This is a genomic window from Pseudomonas sp. URMO17WK12:I7 (genome assembly GCF_003269045.1).
GTDB lineage: Bacteria > Pseudomonadota > Gammaproteobacteria > Pseudomonadales > Pseudomonadaceae > Aquipseudomonas > Aquipseudomonas putida_J.
On sequence record NZ_QLTL01000003.1, the window covers coordinates 58,257 to 82,266 of the forward strand.

Genomic DNA, 24,010 nt, shown 5'->3' on the forward strand with positions numbered 1-24,010 from the left:
ACCACGGACTCATAGCTCAGCTGGATAGAGTACTCGGCTACGAACCGAGCGGTCGCAGGTTCGAATCCTGCTGAGTCCGCCATACAGTCAAGAAGCCCGCTCAATTGAGCGGGCTTTTTGTTTTCTGTTTCACTGCGTTGTCAGTGATGCCTACTAGACTGCACAGAAACCAGCCCGACAGACTTTTGCGCGGCGCATGTGTTTTTAATTGCGCGCCTGCCGTCGCACTGATGGCTTCGAGCGTTGTCACAGCTTTATCACGCAAACGATTGTTCTGGCCAAAATTTTAAGCGATCTGGCAGCTAAGGCAGTGTATGATTGCGCCCGTCAGCCCCGCCGGGGCTTGTGGAAAACCACCATGGACTTACCCAGTAGTTACTCCCTAACAAGATTCATACAGCTAGATCTGACTGATTGATTCTCCCGGCGTGCTCCGCTGCTGGGAGTGGAGTTCGCCTATGACTGAAGTAGAAGTAAAGAAAGCTCAAGAGAGCCTGCAGGATCGCCTGGCCCAGGTGGTCGAACTGTTGCAGCGCCAACGCGTGGTAGAAGACCTGACTCATCGTCAGGAAGGTCAGCACAATGACCTGGTGGAAAACCTCGTCCACCGTCAGAATCTGGTCGAGTTGCAACGCAAGCTCGACGATCTGCACCCGGCAGACATCGCCTACATCCTCGAAGCCTTGCCTCTGCAGGACCGCCTGACGGTCTGGCAGCTGGTGCGCTCGGATCGCGATGGCGACATCCTCCTCGAAGTTTCCGACTCTGTTCGTCAATCGCTGATCGCCGACATGGACGATCACGAGATCCTGGCTGCGGCCAAGGAAATGGACGCCGACGAACTGGCTGACCTGGCGCCAGAGCTGCCGCGTGACGTGGTTCACGAGCTGATGGAAAGCCTCGATGCCCAGCAGCGCGAGCGTGTGCGCTCGGCACTGAGCTACGACGAAGAGCAGGTCGGTGCGCTGATGGACTTCGAGATGGTCACCATCCGCGAAGACGTCAGCCTGGAAGTGGTGCTGCGTTACCTGCGCCGCCTGAAAGAGCTGCCCAACCACACCGACAAACTGTTCGTGGTCGACTATGAAGGCATCCTCAAGGGCGTGCTGCCGATCAAGCGCCTGCTGGTCAACGACCCAGAGAAGAAAGTGGCGGAGGTCATGGCAACCGACCCCGTGTCTTTCCACCCTGAGGAAGATGCCTACGACGCCGCCCAGGCCTTCGAGCGTTATGACCTGGTTTCGGCACCTGTGGTGGACAAAAGTGATCGCCTGATCGGCCGTCTGACCATCGACGAAATGGTCGACCTGATTCGCGAGGAGAGCGAAAGCGAAGTCCTCAACATGGCGGGTCTGCGTGAGGAGGAAGATATCTTCGCCTCGGTCTGGCGCTCTCTGCGCAACCGCTGGGCGTGGCTGGCGATCAACCTGATTACCGCCTTCGTCGCCTCGCGGGTGATCGGCCTGTTCGAAGGTTCGATCGAGAAACTGGTGGCGCTGGCTGCGCTGATGCCCATCGTTGCCGGTATTGGCGGCAACTCGGGTAACCAGACCATTACCATGATCGTCCGTGCCATGGCGCTGGACCAGGTATCGCCTGGCAATACCAGCCGGCTGATGCGCAAGGAGCTGGCGGTAGGGCTGCTCAATGGCCTGATCTGGGGTGGGGTGATTGGTGCGGTGGCGTTCTGGCTGTATGGCAGCTGGTCACTGGGCGTGGTAATGACTGCGGCGATGACCTTGAACCTGTTGCTGGCGGCGTTGATGGGCGTACTCATCCCGATGACCCTGACGCGCCTGGGGCGCGACCCGGCAATGGGGTCAAGCGTGATGATCACTGCCGTGACCGACAGCGGCGGCTTCTTCATCTTCCTGGGCCTGGCAACGCTCTTCCTGCTCTGAGGGGTTGACGTTGGCGGGAGTGGTGGGGGAGCCGCGCTAAAGACCCGACAAAGCACAACGAAAAAAGCCAGCTTGCGCTGGCTTTTTCGTGTCTGCTTGCTGCCGGCCTCAGGAGGCGTCGGCGGCCATTTCCACATCGTGAGCGATGAGGGCCACCAGTGCATTCTGCTGGCGGTGAGACAGCTGGCGGAAACGTTGCAGGAGCTCACGCTCGTGCAGCGACAGCTCCGGGCTGTCCAGGCGCATGCTCAGCTCGTCGCCCAGCGCGCCTTCCTGGATAAGGCTCTGCTCCAGGCGCGCGATGATTTCGGAGTTCATGCTGCGGTGATGGTTGCGCGCTACCTCGGCAATGCGCTCACGCATCCCGTCTGGCAGGCGGACGACGAACTTGTCAGCGGTGCGGCTCGAATAAATAGCCTGTTTCATTGGGCGCATATAAATTGACCGGATTTACTGGTTCAGGGGAAGCGGTTCTCAAATTGGCCGCACGGGGTGGAAGTACGACCGTGGCGACGACAAAATGTTCAACCGTCATGGAAATTTGGATGGTCATCTTGCCTCATGGTCGCCGTTTCCTTGGCGTCAATTCTGTGACAAATAGTGAGCTGGATAAAGGCTTTTTGCCAGTACCAATTATCAGAAATGAGCACTGGTTTGAAAAGTTTTTCATTATCCAACCCGCTTTACCGTCAGCCTTTTGCCGTCAAAAACCTGTAAAACGCAGCAAAAGTTGCAGAAAACACCTAGAATGCGCGGGTTTCCTTCCATAGAGCATAGTGGCTATGCAACATGACGCAAGCGCCCGAGATGGAGCCTCAGGCCGCCTGATATTTCTGGTAGGACCATCGGGTTCGGGAAAAGATTCCCTGATCAATGCTTCTCGTGCGCATTTGTCTGCCGCTGGGGTAGAAATTGCCCGTCGAGTCATCACGCGCTCGGCCGAGGCCAAGGGTGAAGAGGCCCACGGCGTGAGCGCGGAACGCTTCGCGCAGCTGCGCGAGGCAGGCGCATTCGCCATGCACTGGCAGGCCAATGGCTTGGAGTACGGGATTCCGGCCCAGGTGGATCAGTGGTTGGCGCAAGGGCGCTCGGTGCTGGTCAATGGCTCGCGGGCCTATCTGCCCGCCGCGCGGGAGCGATACCCGAATCTGCTGGCTGTGTGCCTCGACGTGCAACCCGAGGTGCTGCGTGAACGCTTGCTCGCCCGCGGGCGGGAAACCCCAGAACAGGTCGACCAGCGCCTGGCGCGCAATGCCCGGCTTCAACTGGAGGCTGCGCCTTCGGTCCACACGCTCGACAATTCAGGTGATCTGGCTGCGGCGGTTACTGCCCTGTTCGAACTGCTGCGTCAGGAAAAGTTGGTTGCCTGATCGCTCCCAGAAAAAACCTACGTGCAAAAAGCCCGATTCAGGCATGACAAACGGTGGCGCGCTGGTTAACATGCTCGCCGTCGCGCTAATGCAGCATTCAGCTCAGCAAAATCGCCGACGGGTTTCAGTCCCTGTAGTTTAATGGATAGAACGGGGTCCTCCTAAGACTCTGGTGCAGGTTCGATTCCTGCCGGGGACGCCATCCACGCTAAATCCCTCCCTCTGCCCCTCGTTTCCTCTGCACAAGGCCGACGTGCGCTGCGCGCCGGAACCTGAGCTCGCTGTCAATTTATCGAGGGTCGAAGGATGCATGCCGCCACCTGCTTCAAGGCCAGCAAGGCGCTGCCTGTTGCCATTCAATTGCTGCTCAGCCCGCTACGGCCCGCCGCCGTAAGGGGGAAGCCATGAGCGCCATACTGGAACTGCTTGCCCGGCCACTGCTGCCCGGCCAGCGCAACTTGCCCCTGCTGGTCGAGGCGCCCCACGCCGGCCTGGACCTCAACGAGGCGCTGGAGCCGATTCGCGAGTTGGTCGACCGCCACTTGCTCGATGCCGGTGGCATCCTTTTTCGCGGCTTCGACGTGGGTGGCGCCGAGGCCTTCCGCAGTTTCGCCGGCGGCTTCGGCCACGCGTTGCTGAATTACGAGTTCGGCTCTACCCCGCGCAGCAACGTCACCCAAGGTGTATACACCTCCACCGAGTACCCTCCGCACCAGAAAATCCCGCTGCACAACGAGCAGGCCTACACCCGCGAATGGCCGATGAAGATCTGGTTCTACAGCATGATCGCTGCCCAGAGCGGAGGGGAAACGCCAATCGCTGATAGCCGCGAAGTGTTCCGCCGTATCGACCGGCGCATTCACGAACGTTTCAATCGCCATGGGCTGATGTACGTGCGCAACTTCGGCAATGGCCTGGACGTGCCTTGGGAGCAGGTATTCAACAGCGACGACCCGGCGGTGGTGGAGGCCTACTGCCAACGCCATGCGATCACCTGCGACTGGAAGGATGACGGTGAACTGCGCACCCGCCAGATCTGCCAGGCAGTGGCCCGCCACCCACGTACCGGTGAGGATGTGTGGTTCAACCAGGCGCACCTGTTCCATGTGTCCAACCTGCCGCCCGAAGTGCGTGAGAGCCTGCTGGAAATCGTCGACGAGCAAGACCTGCCACGCAACGTCTATTACGGCGACGGTTCAGCCATCGAAGACTCGATCCTCGACGAAGTGCGCGGTGTGCTGGATGAGTGCACCATCGCCTTCCCGTGGCAGGAGGGCGATGTGCTGATGCTCGATAACATGCTCGCCGCCCATGCCCGCAGCACCTTCACCGGCAAGCGCAAGGTCATCGTGGCCATGGCCGAGGGGCACGGCGCGGGCTGAGCCGCGCAAGCAGTGCAGCGACTGCCGGCACGTCTTCGGGCGCACCGGCGCGCGGTTGCCAAAGGGGCGCCACAGGTTTTGCCAACAGCGCCTAAATGCAAGCCGGAACCATTCGTTCAACAGGTATCGCGGAGCCCAGGGCGGCTCCCATCACCGGTTCGGACGACCTATGAGCACCCTCGATCAATCCCTGAAGCTGGCGCGCCGCTTCATTGAACTGCCGCTGGAAAAACGCCGTGTCTTCTTCGCCGCCCTGCGCGACGAGCAGGTCGATTTCACCCGCTATCCCATCCCCGACTGCAGCGGTGTCGCCGGCCGCGACCAGCTCTCCTATGCCCAGCAGCGCATGTGGTTCCTCTGGCAACTTGAGCCGGGCAGCGCTGCCTACAACCTGCCAGGGGCCGTACGCCTGCTCGGCAGCCTGAATCATCAGGCGCTGGAATTGGCCTTTGCCGATCTGGTGCAGCGCCATGAGTGCCTGCGTACCACTTTTGAGGAAGTCGACGGGCAGGCCTTGCAGCATGTCGGTGACGGTGCGCAGGTGCAGGTTCGCCATGTCGACCTGACCGCCCTGGATGCGGACCAGCGCCTGCAGCGCACCCGGGAAGAAGTCGCCTGCGAAGCAGGCCTGCCGTTCGACCTGCAGCAGGGCCCGCTGCTGCGCGTAGCGTTGCTGCACCTGGCGGCGGATGAGCATGTGCTGCTGCTGACCATGCATCACATCATTGCCGACGGTTGGTCGATGAACATCCTCATCGAAGAGTTCATGCGCTGCCTGGACGCCCGTAGCGCTGGGCGCCAGGCCCAATTGCCGGGGCTGGCCGTGCACTACCGCGACTACGCCCTGTGGCAGCGCAGCTGGATGGAAGCCGGCGAGCAGGCGCGGCAGCTCGACTACTGGCGGGCGCAGCTGGGCGAGGAGCATGAGCCACTGGAATTGCCCACCGACCGGCCACGCCCGGCACAGCCGAGCCACGCCGGCGCGCGCCTGGAGTTCGCTATCGACGCCGAGCTGCGCAATGGCCTGAAGACGCTGGCCCAGCGCCAGGGCGTGACCTTGTTCGTGGTGCTGCTGGCGGCCTTCAAGACCTTGCTGTACCGCTACAGCGGGCAGGGCGATATCCGCGTCGGCGGCCTGATTGCCAACCGCAACCGCGGTGAGGTCGAGGGGCTGATCGGCTTCTTCGTCAATACCCAAGTGCTGCGCAGCCAGCTCGATGGCCGCCAGACCTTCGCGCAGCTGTTGCAAGCTCTGCGTCAGACCGCCCTGGGCGCGCAAGCCCACCAGGAGCTGCCGTTCGATGCGCTGCTGGAGGCGCTGCAGCCCAGCCGCAGCCAAAGCCACAACGCGTTGTTCCAGGTCATGTACAACCATCAGCCGCTGGTCACCGACATCCAGGGCATGCGCCTGGGCTGCGGCCTGCAGCTGGCGCATCTTGACGCCGAACAGAGCGTGGCTGGTGCCCGCAGCCATGCCGCCGCCAGTGACCTGATGCTGGAAACCCGCGAGGAAGGCGAACGCTTGCTGGCCGCCTTCACCTACGCCACCGACCTGTTCGATGCCGCCACCGTCGAGCGCATGGCCGGCCATTGGCGCAACCTGCTGCACAGCGTGCTCGCTGACCCGCAATGCCGACTCGGCGAGCTGCAATTGCTCGATGTTGCAGAGTCTCGCCAATTGCAGCATTGGGCGCTGCGTGCACCCGCTCCGCAGGCATCGGCAATGGCCCATCAGCGCTTCCAGGCACAGGCAGCGCGCACGCCCGAGGCGGTGGCCCTGGTGCTGGCCGGCGAAGGGCAGGGCGCCAGCCTGAGCTACGCCGAGCTGGAGCGCAGCAGCAACCGCCTGGCCCAACGCCTGATGCAGTCGGGGGTCGGCCCAGAGACCCTGGTTGGTGTAGCGCTGGAGCGTTCGCTGGACATGGGGGTTGCACTGTTGGCGGTACTGAAGGCCGGTGGCGCTTATGTGCCGCTGGACCCGCAAGCACCCAGCGAGCGTATTGCCCAAGTGTTCGCCGACAGCGGCCTGCGCTGGCTGCTCACTCAATCGAACGTGCTCGGCCAGCTGCCAGAGGCCGACGGCATCGAGGTCGTGTGCCTGGATCAGGCGCAGGGTGAGCTTGCCGAGCAGCCTGAGCATGCCCCACCGGTATCGCTGCAGCCCGGCAACCTGGCCTACGTGATCTACACCTCCGGCTCCACCGGCCGCCCCAAAGGCGTCGCCATCAGCCATGGCGCGCTGGCCGAGTTCTGCGAACTGGCAAGCGACTATTCGCGCCTGGCCGCGGAAGATCGTGTGCTGCAGTTCGCCACCTGCAGCTTCGACGGCTTCGTCGAGCAGTTCTACCCTCCGCTGTGCGTCGGCGCCCGCGTGGTGCTGCGCGACAGCCGCCTGTGGGACAGCGCCAGCTTCCTGCAGGCGCTGCAGCAGCACGGCATCACTGTCGCCGACCTGCCGGCGGCCTACTGGCACATGCTGGTGCAGGACTTCGCCCGCGCTACGCCACAGTCGTTTGCCGGACTGCGCCAGGTGCATGTCGGTGGCGAAGCCATGGCGGTCGATGGCCTCGACCTGTGGCGCCGCGCCGGCCTTGGCGGGGTGCGCTTGCTCAACACTTATGGCCCGACCGAGGCCACGGTGGTGTCAAGCATCCATGACTGCACGGCGCTGGCATCGCAGGATGTGTCCTGGCGCGGTATCCCCATTGGCCAGGGCCTGGCCGGCCGGCGCCTGTGCATCCTCGACGGCGAGATGCAGCCTGTGCCAGCGGGTGCCATCGGCGAGCTGTACATCGGTGGGCCCGGCTTGGCACGCGGTTATCACGGCCAGCCCGCGCTCAGCGCCGAACGCTTCCTGCCCGATCCGGAGGTGCCCGGTGAGCGCCTGTACCGCACCGGTGACCGCGCCCGCTTCGATGCCAGCGGTGCCATCGAGTACATCGGCCGAGTCGACCACCAGGTGAAGGTGCGCGGTTTCCGTATCGAGCTTGGCGAAATCGAGATGCGCCTGCAGCAATGCCCAGGTGTGCGCGAGGCGGCGGTGCTGGCCCTGGACATGGCCGGCGGGCGGCAGCTGGTGGCTTATGTGGTCACCCACGCCGATGGCGCCAGTGACGAAGCGCAGCGCCGGGCGATCCGCGAGAGCCTGCGCGCGACGCTGCCGGACTACATGGTCCCTTCGCACCTGGTGCTGTTGAACAACCTGCCGCTGACCCCCAGCGGCAAGCTTGACCGCAAGGCCTTGCCCGCGCCCGACCCGAGCCAGTTGCAGGCCAGCTTCCGCGCGCCGGTCAGCGAGCAGGAGCAACAGCTGGCGGCGATCTGGATGGAAGTCCTGCAGGTGCCCCGCGTCGGTCTCGACGACAGCTTCTTCGACCTTGGCGGGCACTCGCTGCTGGCGGCCCAGGTCATCGCCCGGATCAAGTCCGAGCTGGGTGTCGCGCTGCCCATGCGCAGCCTGTTCGAGCGCCCGCACCTGGCCGCCCTGGCTGAAGAGCTGCAGGCCCTCGGCGGCACCGCTGACGAGGACTGGGCCGACATGGAAGCGTTCATGAATTCACTGGAGGAGGTTTGAGCATGACCCGCAACACTACGCTGCGTATCGCCGAGAAGTTCATCGGGTTGCCGCTCGAACAACGCCGTCAGTTCCTCGCCAAGCTGCGCCAGGATGGCAAGGATTTCGGCCTGCTGCCGATCCCGGTCAGCCGCCATGGCCTTGAGGCGATTCCGCTGTCCTACGCCCAGCAGCGGCTGCTGTTCCTCTGGCAGCTCGACCCGCAGAGCGCCGCCTACAACATGGCCGCCGGGCTGCGCCTGCGCGGTGGCCTGGACGAAAGCCGCTTGCAGGGCGCCTTCGACGCCCTGATCGAGCGCCACGAAGCGCTGCGCACGGTGTTCCAGGTCGACGGCGAACAGCCGCTGCAACGGGTGCTGGCGGCGGCGCCTATGGCCCTGCAGCGTATCGACCTCGGCACGGCTGACGAGGCCGAGCTGGCGCGCCTGGTAGAGGATGAAGTGGCTCGCCCGTTCGACCTGCTCAATGGCCCGCTGCTGCGCGCCAGCCTGTTCCGCCTGGGGCAGGATGAACACGTGCTGGTGGTGTGCATGCACCACATCGTTTCCGATGGCTGGTCGATGGACGTGATGGTCCGCGAGTTCGTCCAGTGCTATCAGGCTGGCCCCCAAAGCCTGCCGGCGCTGCCGCTGCAGTATGCCGACTATGCCGTGTGGCAGCGCCGCTGGCTGGAGGCTGGTGAGGGCGAGCGCCAGTTGCAGCACTGGCGCGAGCAGTTGGGTGAAGAACACCACCTGCTCGACGTGGCTGCGGACTTCCCGCGCCCGCCCGTGCAGAGCCTGCAGGGCGAGACCCTGAAATTCGACTTCGGCGGGCCGCTGTCGCAGCGCCTGCGCGATACCGCCCGGGCCCAGGGCGTGACCCTGTTCATGCTGATGCTGACCGGCTACGCGCTGTTCCTCTCGCGCCATTGCGGCCAGCGCGACATCCGCATCGGTGTGCCCAACGCCAACCGCGGGCGCGAAGAGGTGGAAGGCCTGATCGGCTTCTTCGTCAACACCCAAGTGCTGCGCTGCGTGGTCGATGAGCGCCTGTCGCTGGGTGAGCTGCTGGTGCAGGTGCGCGAGGCAACCTTCGCCGCCCAGGCCAATCAGGAGTTGCCGTTCGAGCAGCTGGTGGAGGTGCTGGCGCCGGAGCGCAGCCTTGGCCACAACCCGCTGTTCCAGGCCAAGTTCAACCAGAACGTCGGCGTGCAGAAGCAGACCGCGCTGCAACTGCCGGGGCTGGCCGTCAGCGAGTATGCGCTGCGCAAGGAAGGTACCCACTTCGACCTCGCCCTGGACGTCACCGATGATGGCAGCCTTGTGCATGGCGAGATGACTTACGCCAGCGATCTCTATCAGCGCACCACCATCGAAGGCTTCATCGTCGCGTTGCGTGAACTGTTCGAGACGTTGCTGGCCGCACCAGAGGCGCCGCTGCATACCCTGGTCAAGGCGCCTGCCCCAGAGGTGGCCAGCCCGCGCGCGCAACCGGCTCTGGTCCTGCAGCGCTGGGATGAACAGGTGCGCCGTCAGCCCGATGGCATTGCTGCGGTCTGTGCAGGGCAGCGGCTTGGCCATGCCGAACTGGACAAGCAGGCCAATCGCCTGGCCCATCACCTGCGCGACCTGGGCGTCGCTGCGGGTGCGCCGGTTGCGGTGCTGATGGAGCGCTCGCTGGACTGGCTGGTGTGCCTGTTGGGCATTCTCAAGGCGGGCGGCGTCTACATGCCGCTGGACATCAAGGCGCCGACCGAACGCCTGCAAGGCATGCTGCAGCGCAGCGGCGCGTCAGTGCTGCTGTGCGATTCTGCCGAGACTCGCCAAGAGGCCTTGGCATCCTCAGGCTGCCAGGTACAACCTTACACCCCGCAATGCTGGGCTTCGCTGACGGGCAATGTGCCACACGCCGCGATACTGGCGACTGCACCGGCCTATGTGATCCACACCTCCGGCTCCACCGGTCAACCGAAGGGGGTGGTGGTCAGCCATGGCGCGTTGGCCAGCTATGTCGATGGGCTGCTGCAACGTCTGGATCTGGCCGCGGACGTGAGCATGGCGCTGGTTTCCACCATTGCTGCCGACCTTGGTCATACGGTGCTGTTCGGCGCCCTGTGCTCCGGGCGCACCCTGCATGTGCTGCCGGAGGCACTGGGCTTTGATCCCGATGCCTTCGCCGCTTATATGGCCGAACAGCGCATTGGTGTGCTGAAGATCGTCCCCAGCCACCTCAATGGCCTGCTGCAGGCGGCCAACGCGGCAGAGGTGCTGCCCGGGCATGCCTTGATCGTCGGCGGTGAGGCCTGCTCACCCGCGCTGTACCAGAAAGTGCGCGAGCTCAAGCCGGGCTGCCGCTTCATCAACCACTACGGCCCCAGCGAAACCACGGTCGGTGTGCTGACCCACGAGCTGCAGGGTGAAGCGCCGCACGCGATACCGTTGGGCGCAGCGCTGCCGGGTGCCAGCGTGCGGGTGCTGGACGATGTGCTCAACGTGCTGCCCGCGCGTGTTGCTGGCGAACTGTACATTGGCGGCGACAGCCTGGCGCAAGGCTACCTGGGCCAGGCGGCGCTGACCGCCGAACGTTTCGTACCCGACCCGTTTGGTGCGCCGGGCACGCGCCTGTACCGCAGCGGTGACCGTGTGCATCGCGACAACGCAGGCTTGCTGCACTTCCTCGGTCGTGCCGACGACCAGGTGAAGATCCGCGGTTATCGTGTCGAGCCAGGGGAAGTCGGCCGCGTGCTGCGTGGCCTGGCAGGGGTGCATGACGCCGTGGTACTGGCGGTTGCGCAAGGGGATGATCCGGCTCAGTTGCAACTGGTCGGCTGGTGCGTGCCGGGCAACCCCGCGCTAAGCGTCGAGGCCCTGCGCGAGCAGTTGCAGGCGTTGCTGCCGGACTATCTGGTACCGGCTCATCTAGTGTTGCTGGAACGCCTGCCGCTGACCGCCAACGGCAAGCTGGACCGCCGCGCATTGCCGCAGCCGCAGGTGCAACTCAAGCGTCATGTTGCTGCCAGTACAGCGCTGGAGGAGCAACTGCTGGCCATCTGGCAAGCGGTGCTCAAGCGTGAAGATATCGGCGTCGAAGACAACTTCTTCGAGCTTGGTGGCGACTCCATTCTCAGCCTGCAGATCATCGCCCGGGCCAAGCGCCAGGGGATCAAGCTCAGCCCGCGCCAGCTGTTCGAGAGGCAGACCATCGCCCAGCTGGCCCTGGTTGCCAAAGTGACTGCTGCAGTGGCCAAGCCCGCTGCTGTTGCCCAGGTCAGCGGCAGCATGCCGCTGCTGCCGGTGCAGGCACGCTTCTTCGAACTGGCCCTGACTCAGCCCGGGCATTACAACCAGGCGGTGATGCTGCAACCGCGCCAGGCGTTGACGGCGAACATCGTCGAGCAGGCGCTGACGCTGCTGGTCAACCAGCACGACGCACTGCGCCTGGCCTTCAGCAATCTGCAAGGCAGCTGGCGTGCCGAGTACCGTGCAGGCGTGCCAGGCGGACTGCTTTGGCATCGTCAGGCGACCGATGCTGAGCAACTGCAGGCAATCGCCGAAGAGGCGCAGGGCAGCCTTGACCTTGCTCACGGGCCGTTGCTGCGCGCAGTGCTGTGCGACCTTGCCGAAGGTGGGCAGCGCCTGTTGCTGGTGATTCATCACCTGGTGGTCGACGGTGTGTCCTGGCGCGTGCTGCTGGAAGACCTGGAGCAGGCCTGCGTTGCCCTGCTGGCCGGGCGCGCGCCCGCGCAGGCGGAGAAGGGCACGGCATTCAAGGCCTGGGCCGAACGCCTGGTGGGCTGGGCGCAGGAGCCTGCCCGCGAGGCAGAGCTGGCTTACTGGCAAGCGACCCTCACGGGGCACAGCGGCGACCTGCCGGCTGCACGCCGCGATGTCAGCCTGCAGGTACGCCATGCACGCACCGTGCGCTGCCGGCTGGCTGCCGACATTACCCAGAGCCTGCTGCAGCAGGCGCCGGCAGCCTATCGCACACAGGTCAACGACCTGCTGCTCACGGCTTTGGCGCGGGTGCTGTGCCGTTGGACCGGGCAGGGCAGTGCGCTGGTCCAGCTGGAAGGCCATGGCCGTGAGGATCTGTTCGAAGGCGTGGACCTGAGCCGCACGGTGGGTTGGTTCACCAGCCTGTTCCCGGTGGCGCTGACCCCGGCCGACGGCCTGGCTGGCTCGCTCAAGGCCATCAAGGAGCAGTTGCGTGGCGTGCCCGGGCGCGGGGTCGGTCATGGCGTGCTGCGTTACCTTGGCAGCCCGGCGCAACAGGCGGCGCTGCAAGCGTTGCCGCAAGCGCGGGTGACGTTCAACTACCTCGGCCAGTTCGACCAGGGCTTCGGTGAAGACCGGCTGTTCGCACCCGCCATGGAAAGCGTGGGCGCCACCCAGGCCGCCGACGCGCCGCTGGGCAACTGGCTGAGCGTCAACGGCCAGGTATTGGGCGGCGAACTGGAGCTGGGCTTCACCTTCAGCCAGGCGATGTTCGACGAACCGGTGATCGCCAAGCTGGCCGACGACTACGCACAAGAACTGGCCGCGCTGGTCGCCCATTGCCTCGACAGCCAGGCCGGCGGCGCTACCCCGGCCGACTTCCCGCTGGCAGGTCTGACCCAGGCGCAGCTGGATGCGCTGCCCGTCGACCTGCGCCAGGTCGAGAACATCTACCCACTGGCACCGATGCAGGAAGGCATGCTGTTCCACAGCCTGTACGACGGCCAGGCCAGCAGTTACGTCAACCGCCTGCGCCTGAACCTCGACGACCTCGACCCTGAGCGTTTCATCCAAGCCTGGCAGCTGGCGCTGGACCAGCATGAGTCGCTGCGCGCCGGGTTTGTCTGGGAACAGGGCCTGGAAGCGCCACGCCAGGTGGTATTGCGCCATGTCGAGCTGCCAGTCGAGCGCTTCGACTGGTCAGGCGAGGCCGATATCGACGCCCGCCTCGAAGCGCTGGCACAGGCCGAGCAGGCACGCGCCTTCGACCTTGGCCAGGCGCCGCTGCTGCGCCTGGTGCTGGTGCGCACCGGGCCCCAGCGCCATCACCTGATCTACAGCAGCCACCACATTCTCATGGACGGCTGGAGCAATTCGTTGCTGTTCGCCGCCGTGATGCAGGCCTACTCGGGGCAGCCTGCCGCGCTGACGCAGGCCACCCGCAGCGATTACCTCGGCTGGCTGCAGCAGCAGGACCGCGCTGGCGCCGATGCGTTCTGGAAAGCCCAGCTGCTCGACCTCGACGGGCCGTCGCTGCTTGGCGCTACCCGCGATGCCAGCCAGTCCGGGCAGAGCGCGGTGGTGCTGGAACTGGGCGAGGCACTGAGCCAGGCCCTGAAGCACTTTGCGCAGGCCCAGCAAGTCACCCTCAACAGCGTGCTGCAGGCTGCCTGGGCGCTGCTGTTGCAGCGTCGCACCGGTCAACGTCGGCCTTGCTTCGGTGCCACCGTGTCCGGGCGCCCGGCGGAATTGCCAGGTATCGAGCAGCAGCTGGGCCTGTTCATCAACACCCTGCCGGTGGCCGCCGAGCCACAAGGGCAGATGGCGGTGGGCGACTGGGTGCGTGAGGTGCAGGCGCTCAACCTGCGCTTGCGCGAGTATGAATACCTGCCGCTGTATGCCATCCAGGCGGCGGCCGGGCGCAATGGCGAGGCATTGTTCGACAGCCTGCTGGTGTTCGAGAACTATCCGCTGGCCCAGAGCCTGTCGGACAGCAGTGCCGGGCTGCGTCTGTCCGGCCTGGATTATCAGGAATACAGCGGCTACCCGCTGACCCTGATTGCCGAAGCACGCGAACAGATGCAACTGACCTTCGCCTACCAGCGCCAGGTCTTCGGCCATGAGCAGGTGCAGCAAATAGCGGCCGAGCTGCGCCATCTGCTGCAAGGCTTTGCCAGCGCGCCGCAAGCCTTGCTGGGCAGCTTCGGGCTGGTCGATGCGGCGGCTCATTCGCGAATCGTGAAAGGCTGGAACGCCACAGCACGCGAATACTCAGGTACGCCGTATGTGCATCAGCTGTTCGAACAGCAAGTCATCCAACAGCCGCAGGCGCCGGCTCTGACCTTCGCCGAACGCACCCTGAGCTACGCCGAACTCAATACCGAGGCCAATCGCCTTGCGCAGTACCTGCGTGGTATGGGCGTGGGCCCGGATGTGCTGGTCGGCATCGCCGCCGAGCGATCGGTGGAAATGGTGGTCGGCCTGCTGGCGATCCTCAAGGCCGGTGGCGCCTATGTACCGCTGGACCCGGACTACCCGCAGGACCGCCTGGCCTACATGTTCGAGGACAGCGGCATCGCGTTGCTGTTGACCCAGTCGCACCTGCGCGACGGCCTGCCGATTCCCGAAGGCTTGAGCGTGCTCGATCTGGACCGGGCCGAGGCCTGGAGCGCTCAGGGCGCGCACAACCCGGATGTGCCCATGCACCCGGAGAACCTCGCCTACGTCATCTACACCTCCGGCTCCACGGGCAAACCGAAAGGCGCCGGCAACCGCCATGTCGCCTTGCACAATCGCCTGGCCTGGATGCAGGAGGCCTATCAGCTCAGCGCCAATGACAGCGTGCTGCAGAAGACGCCGTTCAGCTTCGATGTTTCGGTGTGGGAATTCTTCTGGCCACTGATGGAAGGTGCACGTCTGGTGATGGCGCTGCCCGGTGACCACCGCGACCCGCCGCGCCTGGCCGAGCTGATCACCCGCGAGCAGATCAGCACGCTGCACTTCGTGCCGTCGATGCTGCAGGCCTTTGTCGGCGACGAAAACGCCGCCCGCTGCACCTCGCTGCAACGGATCATCTGCTCCGGCGAAGCACTGCCGGTGGAGCTGCAACGCCAGACCCTGGCACTGCTGCCGCAAAGCGGCCTGTACAACCTGTACGGCCCGACCGAAGCGGCCATCGACGTCACCCACTGGACGTGCGTCGAAGAAGGCAGGGACGCCGTCCCGATCGGCCAGCCGATCGCCAACCTGCAGGCCTACGTGCTGGACGGCGAGCTGAACCCGGTCAGCCCTGGCGTGACCGGTGAGCTGTACCTGGGTGGCATTGGCCTGGCCCGCGGTTACCACCGTCGCCCGTCGCTGACGGCCGAGCGTTTCGTCACCAGCCCGTTCGTTGTTGGCCAGCGGCTGTACCGCACCGGCGACCTGGCGCGCCAGCGCGAGGATGGCGTGATCGAATACGCCGGGCGTATCGACCACCAGGTGAAGATTCGCGGCCTGCGCATCGAACTGGGCGAGATCGAAGCGCGCCTGCAGGAACAGGATGCCGTGCGCGAAGCCGTGGTAGTGGCCGCTGAAGGTCAGCTGGTGGCGTATCTGGTCGCCGAACAGGGCGACAGCCTGGCGGCGATCAAGGCGCACCTGGCCGCCGTGCTGCCGGACTACATGGTGCCAAGCCAGTGGGTGCTGCTCGCGCGCATGCCGCTGTCGCCCAACGGCAAGCTCGACCGCAAGGCACTGCCCAAACCAGCGCTGGGCCAGTCCCGGCGCGAGTACCTGGCGCCGCAGGGCGCGCTGGAGCAACGCCTGGCTGCCATCTGGCAGGAGGTGCTGAAGGTCGAGCGGGTTGGCCTCAACGACAACTTCTTCGAACTGGGTGGCCATTCGTTACTGATGGTTCGCCTGGTTTCCCGGATCAAGACCGAGTTTTCCGTCGAATTGCCGATCCAGGACGCCTACCTCGCCGACGACCTCGGCGCCTTGGCTGCCCTGGTGTCGCGCAACGCCGGCCCGGCTGAACAAGACTACAACGCCATTTTTGACGCGTTGGACGAACTGGAGGCATTTGATGCTTAAGCAAGGGACCCAACAGGGCAATGAGCTGGTCCAGCGGATCAGCGGGCTGGGCCATGACAAGCGCGTGGCCCTGTTCAAGCGCCTGCTGGAAAAAGGCATCGATCCGGGCCGCCTGCCCATCGTGGCGCTGGCTGAAGGCGACGAGCCACGCCTTTCCCATGCCCAGCAGCGCCAGTGGTTCCTCTGGCAGCTGGACCCACAGAGTGCCGCCTACAACATGCCGGCAGCGCTGCGCCTTGAAGGCCCACTGGACCTTGCCGCGCTGCAGAAGAGTTTCGATGCGCTGGTGGCGCGGCACCAGCCGCTACGCACTACCTTCGAGGCAGCCGAAGGTGAACCCCTGCAGCGTATCCACGCCGCAGCCCCGGTGGCGATCGAGCACGTGGCCTTGCCAGGCGCCGACGACCAGGCCATCGCCGCGGCGGTAAGCCGCGAAGGGGTGCGGCCCTTCGACCTGCAGCGTGGCCCGTTTCTGCGGGTGTTGCTGCTGGAAATCGGCGCGGCGGACCGGGTGCTGGTAATGACCCAGCACCACATCGTCTCCGATGGCTGGTCGATGCAGGTGATGATCGGGGAACTGATCCAGCTGTACCAGGCCGCCTGCGAAGGCCGCGAGGCCAACCTCCCGGCGCTGGCCATTCAATACGCCGACTTCGCCGCCTGGCAGCGCCAACTGCTCGAAGCGGGCGAGGGGCCGCGGCAGTTGGCCTACTGGACGGAGCAACTGAGCAATGCCCCTGCGGTGCTGGAACTGCCCACCGATCGACCACGCCCAGCTGTACCCAGCCATCGTGGCCAAGCGGTGACCGGCACGCTGGACGAGCCGTTGCGCCAACGCCTGGTCGCCCTGGCCCAAGCGCACGGCTGCACGTTGTCGACTGTGCTGCTGGCGTCGTTCCAGCTGCTGCTGCGCCGTTACAGCGGGCAGAACGATGTCTGCGTGGGCATGCCGTCGGCGGGGCGCAACCGGCCGGAAGTGGAGCCGCTGACGGGGTTCTTCGTCAACACCCTGGTATTGCGCGGGCGGCTTGAAGATGGCCTGACCACCGCGCAGTTGCTGCACGACACCCGCACCACCTTGCTCGCCGCCCAGGCCAACCAGGACCTGCCTTTCGAAGCGCTGGTCGATAGCCTGGTGGCGCATCGCGACCTCAGCCACAACCCGCTGTTCCAGGTCATGTTCAACCACCAGGTGATGGGCGATGAACTGGGGGCCTCGGCGCTTGCAGGCCTGTCGATGACCCTGCTGCCCGCCCCGACCTCACGGGCCAAGTTCGACCTGGCACTGGACACGCAGGAGCATGGCGGTCAGCTCAGTGCCAGCTTGAGTTATGCCACCGACCTGTTCGATGGCGCTACCGCCCAGCAGATGTTCGCCCATTGGCAGAACCTGTTGTGGCGCATGAGCACCGAGCACGACAAGCCGCTTGGCGAGCTGTGCATGCTGAGCAAGGCCGAACGCAACTGGCAGCTGGAGGATTTGAACCCTGGGCTGGGCATGGCCGCCGAAATGCGTACCGTGCACGGGCTGATACAGCAACAGGCCCAGCTGCGCCCCAACGCCCCCGCGCTGGTCGTGGCGGGCAGGCAGCTCGATTACCAGCAACTCAACCAGTGGGCCAACCGGCTGGCGGCGCGCCTGCACGAGGTGGGTGTCGGCCCGGAGGTGCGCGTGGGCATAGCGCTCGAGCGCTCTGTCGAAATGCTGGTTGCCTTGCTGGCCGTGCTCAAGGCTGGCGGCGCCTATGTGCCACTGGACCCGACCCATCCGCGCGAGCGGTTGAGCTACATGATCGAGGACAGCGGCGTTGCCCTGGTGCTGGCCCAGCCCCATCTGCTGACCGAGCTGCCGCTGCCGGACGGTGTCACGGTGTTGCCGGTGAGCGCGGATGGCGCCGAACTGCACGGTTACCCGGCGCACGATGCCCATTACCCGGTGGCGGCGGGCAACCTGGCCTATCTGATCTACACCTCCGGCTCCACCGGCCGGCCGAAAGGCGTGGCGGTCACCCACGGCCCACTGGCCATGCACTGCCTGGCCATTGCCGAGCGCTATGGCATGACCCCCGAAGACCGCGAGCTGCAGTTCGCCTCGATCAACTTCGACGGCGCCCATGAGCGCTGGCTGGTGCCGCTGGTTTCCGGTTCGATGCTGATGCTGCGCGACAACGATGCCTGGGATGTCGAGCGCAGCGCGCGCGAGATTGCCGAGCACGGCATCACCATTACCTGCTTCACCCCCAGCTACCTGCAGCAGCTGGCCGAGCATCTGGGCGAGGCGGGTGCAGACTTGCCCATCCGCTCCTACACCGTGGGCGGTGAAGGCACCAGCCGGGCCACCTTCGAGCAGATCCAGCAGGTGCTGCGCACACCGCGCATCATCAATGGCTATGGCCCGACCGAGACCGTGATCACGCCATTGCTGTGGGCGGTTCACCTGGGCAGCGGGTTCGATGCGCAGTACATGCCGGTGGGTACTCCCGTCGGCGCGCGTTCCGCCTATGTGCTGGGCAGCGACCTGCAGCTGTTGCCCGCAGGCGTGCCGGGCGAACTCTACATCGGCGGTGAAGGGCTGGCGCGCGGCTACCACCAGCGCCCGGGGCTGACCGCCGAGCGTTTCGTCGCCGACCCGTTCGGCCCGCCAGGTGGCCGCCTTTACCGTACCGGCGACCTGGTGCGCCTGCGCCATGATGGTGTGGTCGAGTACCTTGGCCGGGTGGATCACCAGGTCAAGGTACGCGGTTTCCGCATCGAACTGGGCGAAGTGGAATCGTGCCTGATGGGCATGGATGAAGTGCGTGAAGCGGTGGTTGCCGTGGCAGGCGAAGGGCGTGGTTCGCGCTTGGTGGCTTACCTGGTGCTGGCGCCGGGGCTGCAGTGGGATGCCGCGCTGCGTGGCCAGGTGCTTGCCCGGTTGCGCCAGGCCTTGCCGGAGTACATGGTGCCCGCACACCTGCTGGTGCTGCCGGCCATGCCACTGAACCCCAACGGCAAGCTCGACCGGCATGCCTTGCCAGCCCCCGTGCTGGACCGTTCCGAACACTACCGCGCGCCGGTCACGCCATTGGAGGTGAGCCTGGCGAAGCTCTGGGGCGAGCTGCTGGATGTGGAAGAGGTCGGGCTCGATGACAGCTTCTTCGAACTGGGCGGCAACTCGCTGCTGGCCATGGAACTGGTACGGCGGGTGCGGGTGGCAGCGCTGGCTGGGTTCACCATGACCCTTCGCGATCTGATGACCACGCCGCGTATCGGCGAGTTGGTCGGGCGCCTGCAAAGCGCTGCCAGCCAGCCCCCGATGCTATTGCTGAACACCCCGGAGGAGGGCGCCACACCGCTGTTCTGCCTGCATGGTGTGCATGGCTCTGTGTTCGACTACCTGCCGTTGGCCAGGCGGCTGCAGCCGCAATGGGCGGTGCACGGCATCCAGTGCCGCATGCTGTTCAATGCTGCCTGGGTCGACGGGGGTGTCGAGTCGATGGCGGTCGACTACTGCGACTACATCCGCGCCGTGCAGCCGCAGGGGCCCTATTACCTGCTCGGCTGGTCGCTGGGCGGCGCCTTGGCGTTGCAGGTGGCACGTGAGCTGGAGGCACAGGGCCAGGCGGTGGCTTTCGTCGGGCTCCTGGACAGCTACTTGCCGCAGGCCGACCAACAGCAGCCCTGGGATGAGCGCTTGTTGAGCCTGCTGCTGGCGCTGGGCGCCGATGAGAACGCCAGCCGAGTGCTGTGCATGGGTTGGCAAGGGCCCGAAAAGGATGAGCGACTGCTGTTCGGTGAGCCAATGGCGGCCGTGCTTGGCACCTTGTTGGCGCCAGTGTTGGTCGATCTCACCATCGCCGAGCGGGTTGCCTTCGTGCGTACCACGCTGCAACTGGACCGAGTAGCGATGGCCATGAAGGCATTGCCAGGCACTCGAGTGAAACCCACCTGCTGGTGGGCGGCGGGGCGCGAAGTGGCGGCGCGGTCGAGTCTCGATGGGCACTACGGCACGCCACTGCGGCACCTGAGCAGCGACCGGGGCCATTTCGAGCTGCTGCAGGATGGGCAGTTGATCGAGGATGTCGCCACGCTATTGCAGGGTATTGGCGTCGAACGCCAAGAGGCGGCACTCGCGGTTTGATCCTTAGCGCTGGCTCTCGACAGTTATAGCGGTACTGCGACAAACAAAGCAGTCATGCGCGACCACGGCCTCCTGCAGGAGGCCGCGGTCCGCTTCAGATCTTCGTGCATGCTCGATGCACCCATCACGCGTGCCATCACTGTCGCGATCCAGCCGCACAAGTACCTGGTCGAAACCAGCCCCTTGCTCACCGACCTCAAGCAGTTCATGAGCTCCGACTACCTGCTGGCCGGCCTGGGCTACAACCCTGACGAAAGCGCCAAGCGGCTGGGCGATGGCTTCTATGAGCAGCGTTTGCTCCAGCAAGCCGTGGTGGCCGCCACCGGGCAGCGCTTCCTGGCCGGCCAGACCAGCGACGAGCAGATGTTCAAGTACCTGATGGACAACGCCATCGCCAGCAAGCAGCAGCTGAATTTGGCGGTGGGTGTGGGCCTGACCTCGGAGCAGGTGGCGGCGCTGACCCACGACATCGTCTGGCTGGAAGAGGTCACGGTCAACGGCGAGAAGGTGCTGGTCCCGGTGCTGTACATGGCCAATGCCAACAACCGCCTGGCGCCCAATGGCGCGTTGGTGGCGGGCAATGACGTCAACCTGGTGGCCGGGCAGGACCTGCTCAACGTTGGCACCCTGCGCGCCAGCAACAACCTGTCGGCCGCAGCCGGCAACGACATCATCAACAGTGGTCTGATCCAGGCGGGCAACCGGGTCGACCTGCTGGCCGGCAACGACATCGTCAACAAGGCCGGTGGCATCATTTCCGGCCGCGACATCAGCATGACCGCGCTGAAGGGGGATGTGATCAACGAGCGTTCGGTAACCAGCCAGGTCACTGACGCCGCGCGCCTGCAGGCGCGTACCGATTACGTCGACAGCGCCGCGCGCATCGAGGCTGCCAACGACCTGAGCATTAACGTCGGGCGAGATTTCGTCAGCGCCGGCGGGGTACTGCAGAGCGGGCGCGACACCTCGATCGAGGCCGGTCGCGACATCCTGCTGGGTTCCGCCGAGGCCATCGACAGCGCCGCCTATGGGCGCACCACCACCCAGTCGGTGACGCAGAACGGTTCCAGCGTCAGTGCCGGGCGCGATTTCACTGCCGTGGCAGGGCGCGACCTCACTGCGGTGGCCAGCCAGATCGAGGCGCAGCGCGCCATCGATATCAGCGCCGCTGGTGACGTGACCTTGATGTCGGCGGCGGACGAGACCCATTCGGCGTACACCTCGAAGAAGCTCAAGACCCAGGAAGACCATGTCAGCCAGGTGTCCACGGTGCTGACCGCCGGCAGCGATGTCTCCATCAGCGCCGGCCAGGACCTGGCCCTGAGTGCCAGCCGCATCAGCGCCGGCGACGAAGCCTACCTGGTGGCAGGCGGCCAACTTGCCTTGCTGGCGGCGGAGGACCTGGACTACTCGCTGTACGACAAGAAAAAGAAAGGCAGCTTCGGCAGCAAGTACACCAAGCGTGATGAAGTCACTCAGGTCACCAACGTTGGCAGTGCGATCAGCACCGGTGGCGACCTGATGCTGGTCAGCGGTGGCGACCAGCTGTACCAGGCGGCCAAGCTCGACAGTGGCGCAGATCTGATCATCGACAGTGGCGGCGCAGTGACCTTCGAGGCGGTCAAGGATCTGCATCAGGAGAGTCACGAAAAGAGCAAGGGCAATCTCGCTTGGCAGTCGGCAAAGGGCAAGGGCCAGACTGACGAAACCGTGCGCCAGAGCGAGCTGAACGCACAGGGCAACCTAGCGATCAAGGCCGTGGATGGCCTGAAGATTGACTATAAGCATCTCGATCAGCAGTCCGTCAGCCAGGCGATCGATGCGATGGTCGAGGTCGACCCGAACCTGGCGTGGTTGAAGGACGCGGAAAAGCGCGGAGACGTTGATTGGCGCCAGGTTCAGGAAATTCATGACAGCTGGAAGTACAGCAACTCGGGATTGGGGGCGGCTCCGTCGCTCATCATCGCCATTGTAGCCGCGGCCTATCTTGGTCCGTTGTATGGCGCGATGGCGAGTAAATTAGCAATCGGCACGATCAATAACAACGGCGATCTTGGGCGCGGACTCAAGTTTACTTTCAGTAAAGAGGCGCTGAAAAGTTATGCGGTAACGGTGGCCACGGCCTACGTCGTTTCGCCTTATCTTGATGAGGCATTCGGCGTAAGTACCGATAATGCCAGTAAAATTACAAAGGGCTTTGATCTAAACAATGTAACTGATATAGCGAAATTTTCTGCCTTTTTAGCTGCGCAAGGCGTTGCTCAAGCCGGTGTTGAGACTGCCCTTGGCGGAGGCAGTTTTGGCGAAAATTTGAAAACTTCATTGACTGCTCAGGCAGGCAATTTGGGGATGGCCATCGGATTCAACTTGATCGGCGACTGGTCGCTAGGCAAGTACCCAGATGGAAGCCCTCAGAAAATCATGGCCCATGCGTTATTCGGGGGCCTGATGGCTGAAGCCATGGGAGGGGAATTCAAGACAGGGGCACTGGCGGCAGGCGCCAATGAAGCGCTTAGCAATGCACTTGTCACCCTGGTCGGAGGGGATGACCGTTTAGAAGTGATGGCTTCCCAGATCGTGGGCGTGTTAGCGGCGGCGACCGTCGACGGCGACCTCGAGCAAGGTTCAGAAATTGCCAAGTACGCAACAGCGTATAACCAGCAGGTTCATCGCCAGGCAAAAGAGCGTTTGGAGCAAGGGCTGAAAGTGCTTCAGGGGCAGGGTAAGTACCTTGACCTTGATGCTGAAACGGTACTGGCAGATTTACGCAAGATCGCTGACGGTAACCTGTCCAGTTCGGCAGAACTCAATCCAAAAATCGTCCAGTTCCTCAATGCAGAGTTTTCTCCGGCAGCATTGAGAGATACATTGTTTGAGCCGGAGGACTGGGAGCAATACGCGGCACTGGCGATTGATCTATTGTTCCCAACACCGTCAACCAAAACAGCTGCAGCCAGGCGCATTGCTGATAAAGTTTCCGGTGAGACCCTCGAAGCACTTGAGGCAAAATTTGGAGCTGATCTGCTAAAGGGAGGAGCAAAGGACGCAATTGATCTGAATGCACAAGCCTCACTATCCGTAAGCAAGATTACTGCTCCGATTGATTTTGATGGTCACATACTTAGTGCTGAAGTAAAGAAAAATGGTAGCGTCGTTGGTGGGCATTCAACAGCAATGGGTGAGGTTAAAGTCATCCCTGGTACCGCATCGGCACCGAATGCGCAAGGGGTTTACACTGCCAAAGTTCAGGTGGCAGACCCAGCTAACCCAGGACAATTCTTGCCTAAAACGAACAATGGCGGTATTTCTACACTATTCCCCGATTCTTGGACCGCAGATAGGGTGAAGGTTGAAGTGGACGCAGCCTTTAAGAACAGAACAGTTGTAGGGAATAAATGGAGCGGCACAACCCCTAGCGGGGTAAAAGTCGAAGGCTATATCACTCCCAAAACTACCGTCTATCCAAAATATTAGGTGAAAAATGAAACTATTTTTTTCATGGGGAGAATCAGCTGGAGCTATTTTTCCGACTTGTTGTTCAAGCGTGGTTAACAAGGATGGTGTTAGCCCGCTTGCCTGTCTTTTGACTGACGATGGCGGACAGGGGTTTCTGGATACGCTGTCGTGGTTGGATGAAGGTATGGCTCGAATGGATTTGGTTAAAAAATCCAAAGTTGATTTTTCAGATTGGAGTCGCGATGCTTGGGGGGCTGAGTTAACCAAGAAGCATGTAAAAGTATATTCTCTCCATGATGAGGAATATTTCGAACTGCTCAGTGTTGAGTCGTTTGAGAGTGCTCTATCGGCGTGGTCGAATTTTATTCGGCTGAAGCCAGAGTTGGGAGTGACTCGAGAAATTGAAATCTGATTGCTGAAGAGTTGCTGCAAGAGGTG

At 63.8% G+C, this 24,010-nt stretch carries 8 protein-coding genes, 2 tRNA genes and 1 pseudogene; 10 read left to right on the forward strand and 1 reads right to left on the reverse strand.

Translation table 11 applies throughout. The features are described 5' to 3' along the window. Positions 1–5 precede the first annotated feature (5 nt). Positions 6–82, forward strand: a tRNA-Arg gene (locus H040_RS04460). A gap of 376 nt (positions 83–458) precedes the next feature. Further along, entirely contained in the window at positions 459–1,901 is a 1,443-nt protein-coding gene (mgtE, locus tag H040_RS04465; RefSeq protein WP_027921101.1) for a magnesium transporter, read from the forward strand. A gap of 108 nt (positions 1,902–2,009) precedes the next feature. Here the strand turns inward: mgtE and H040_RS04470 are convergent, their stop codons facing one another. Then, the gene (locus H040_RS04470; RefSeq protein ID WP_003254499.1) at positions 2,010–2,336 is read right to left on the reverse strand and encodes an Arc family DNA-binding protein; all 327 of its coding nucleotides are present in this window, start codon (positions 2,334–2,336) and stop codon (positions 2,010–2,012) included. Positions 2,337–2,683: 347 nt separating this feature from the next. Here H040_RS04470 and phnN point away from each other — a divergent pair, with 347 nt between their 5' ends. The 8 genes and pseudogenes from phnN to H040_RS04515 all read left to right on the forward strand — a co-directional run bounded on the left by phnN (position 2,684) and on the right by H040_RS04515 (position 23,984). Next, a complete protein-coding gene (gene phnN / locus H040_RS04480) occupies positions 2,684–3,271 on the forward strand; it encodes a phosphonate metabolism protein/1,5-bisphosphokinase (PRPP-forming) PhnN (protein ID WP_027921102.1) in 588 nt (195 codons plus the stop codon). A gap of 127 nt (positions 3,272–3,398) precedes the next feature. Further along, positions 3,399–3,473 (forward strand) — tRNA-Arg (locus H040_RS04485). A 202-nt stretch (positions 3,474–3,675) separates the two neighbouring features. Continuing rightward, a complete protein-coding gene (locus H040_RS04490) occupies positions 3,676–4,653 on the forward strand; it encodes a TauD/TfdA family dioxygenase (RefSeq protein ID WP_027921103.1) in 978 nt (325 codons plus the stop codon). 169 nt (positions 4,654–4,822) lie between these two features. Further along, the gene (locus H040_RS04495) at positions 4,823–8,227 is read left to right on the forward strand and encodes a non-ribosomal peptide synthetase (RefSeq protein WP_027921104.1); all 3,405 of its coding nucleotides are present in this window, start codon (positions 4,823–4,825) and stop codon (positions 8,225–8,227) included. Between the two features lie 2 nt (positions 8,228–8,229). Next, complete coding sequence (locus H040_RS04500; RefSeq protein WP_027921105.1) at positions 8,230–15,996, forward strand: non-ribosomal peptide synthetase; 7,767 nt, start codon at positions 8,230–8,232, stop codon at positions 15,994–15,996. Further along, positions 15,989–20,116: an amino acid adenylation domain-containing protein gene (locus tag H040_RS04505; protein ID WP_050437267.1), complete on the forward strand. Its 4,128-nt coding sequence runs from the start codon at positions 15,989–15,991 to the stop codon at positions 20,114–20,116. The genes H040_RS04500 and H040_RS04505 overlap by 8 nt, the downstream gene beginning before the upstream one ends. A gap of 150 nt (positions 20,117–20,266) precedes the next feature. Beyond that, positions 20,267–23,590, forward strand: a pseudogene (locus tag H040_RS04510) (DUF637 domain-containing protein); the annotation flags it as partial. A 7-nt stretch (positions 23,591–23,597) separates the two neighbouring features. Beyond that, the gene (locus H040_RS04515; protein ID WP_060485733.1) at positions 23,598–23,984 is read left to right on the forward strand and encodes a hypothetical protein; all 387 of its coding nucleotides are present in this window, start codon (positions 23,598–23,600) and stop codon (positions 23,982–23,984) included. Positions 23,985–24,010: the final 26 nt, after the last annotated feature.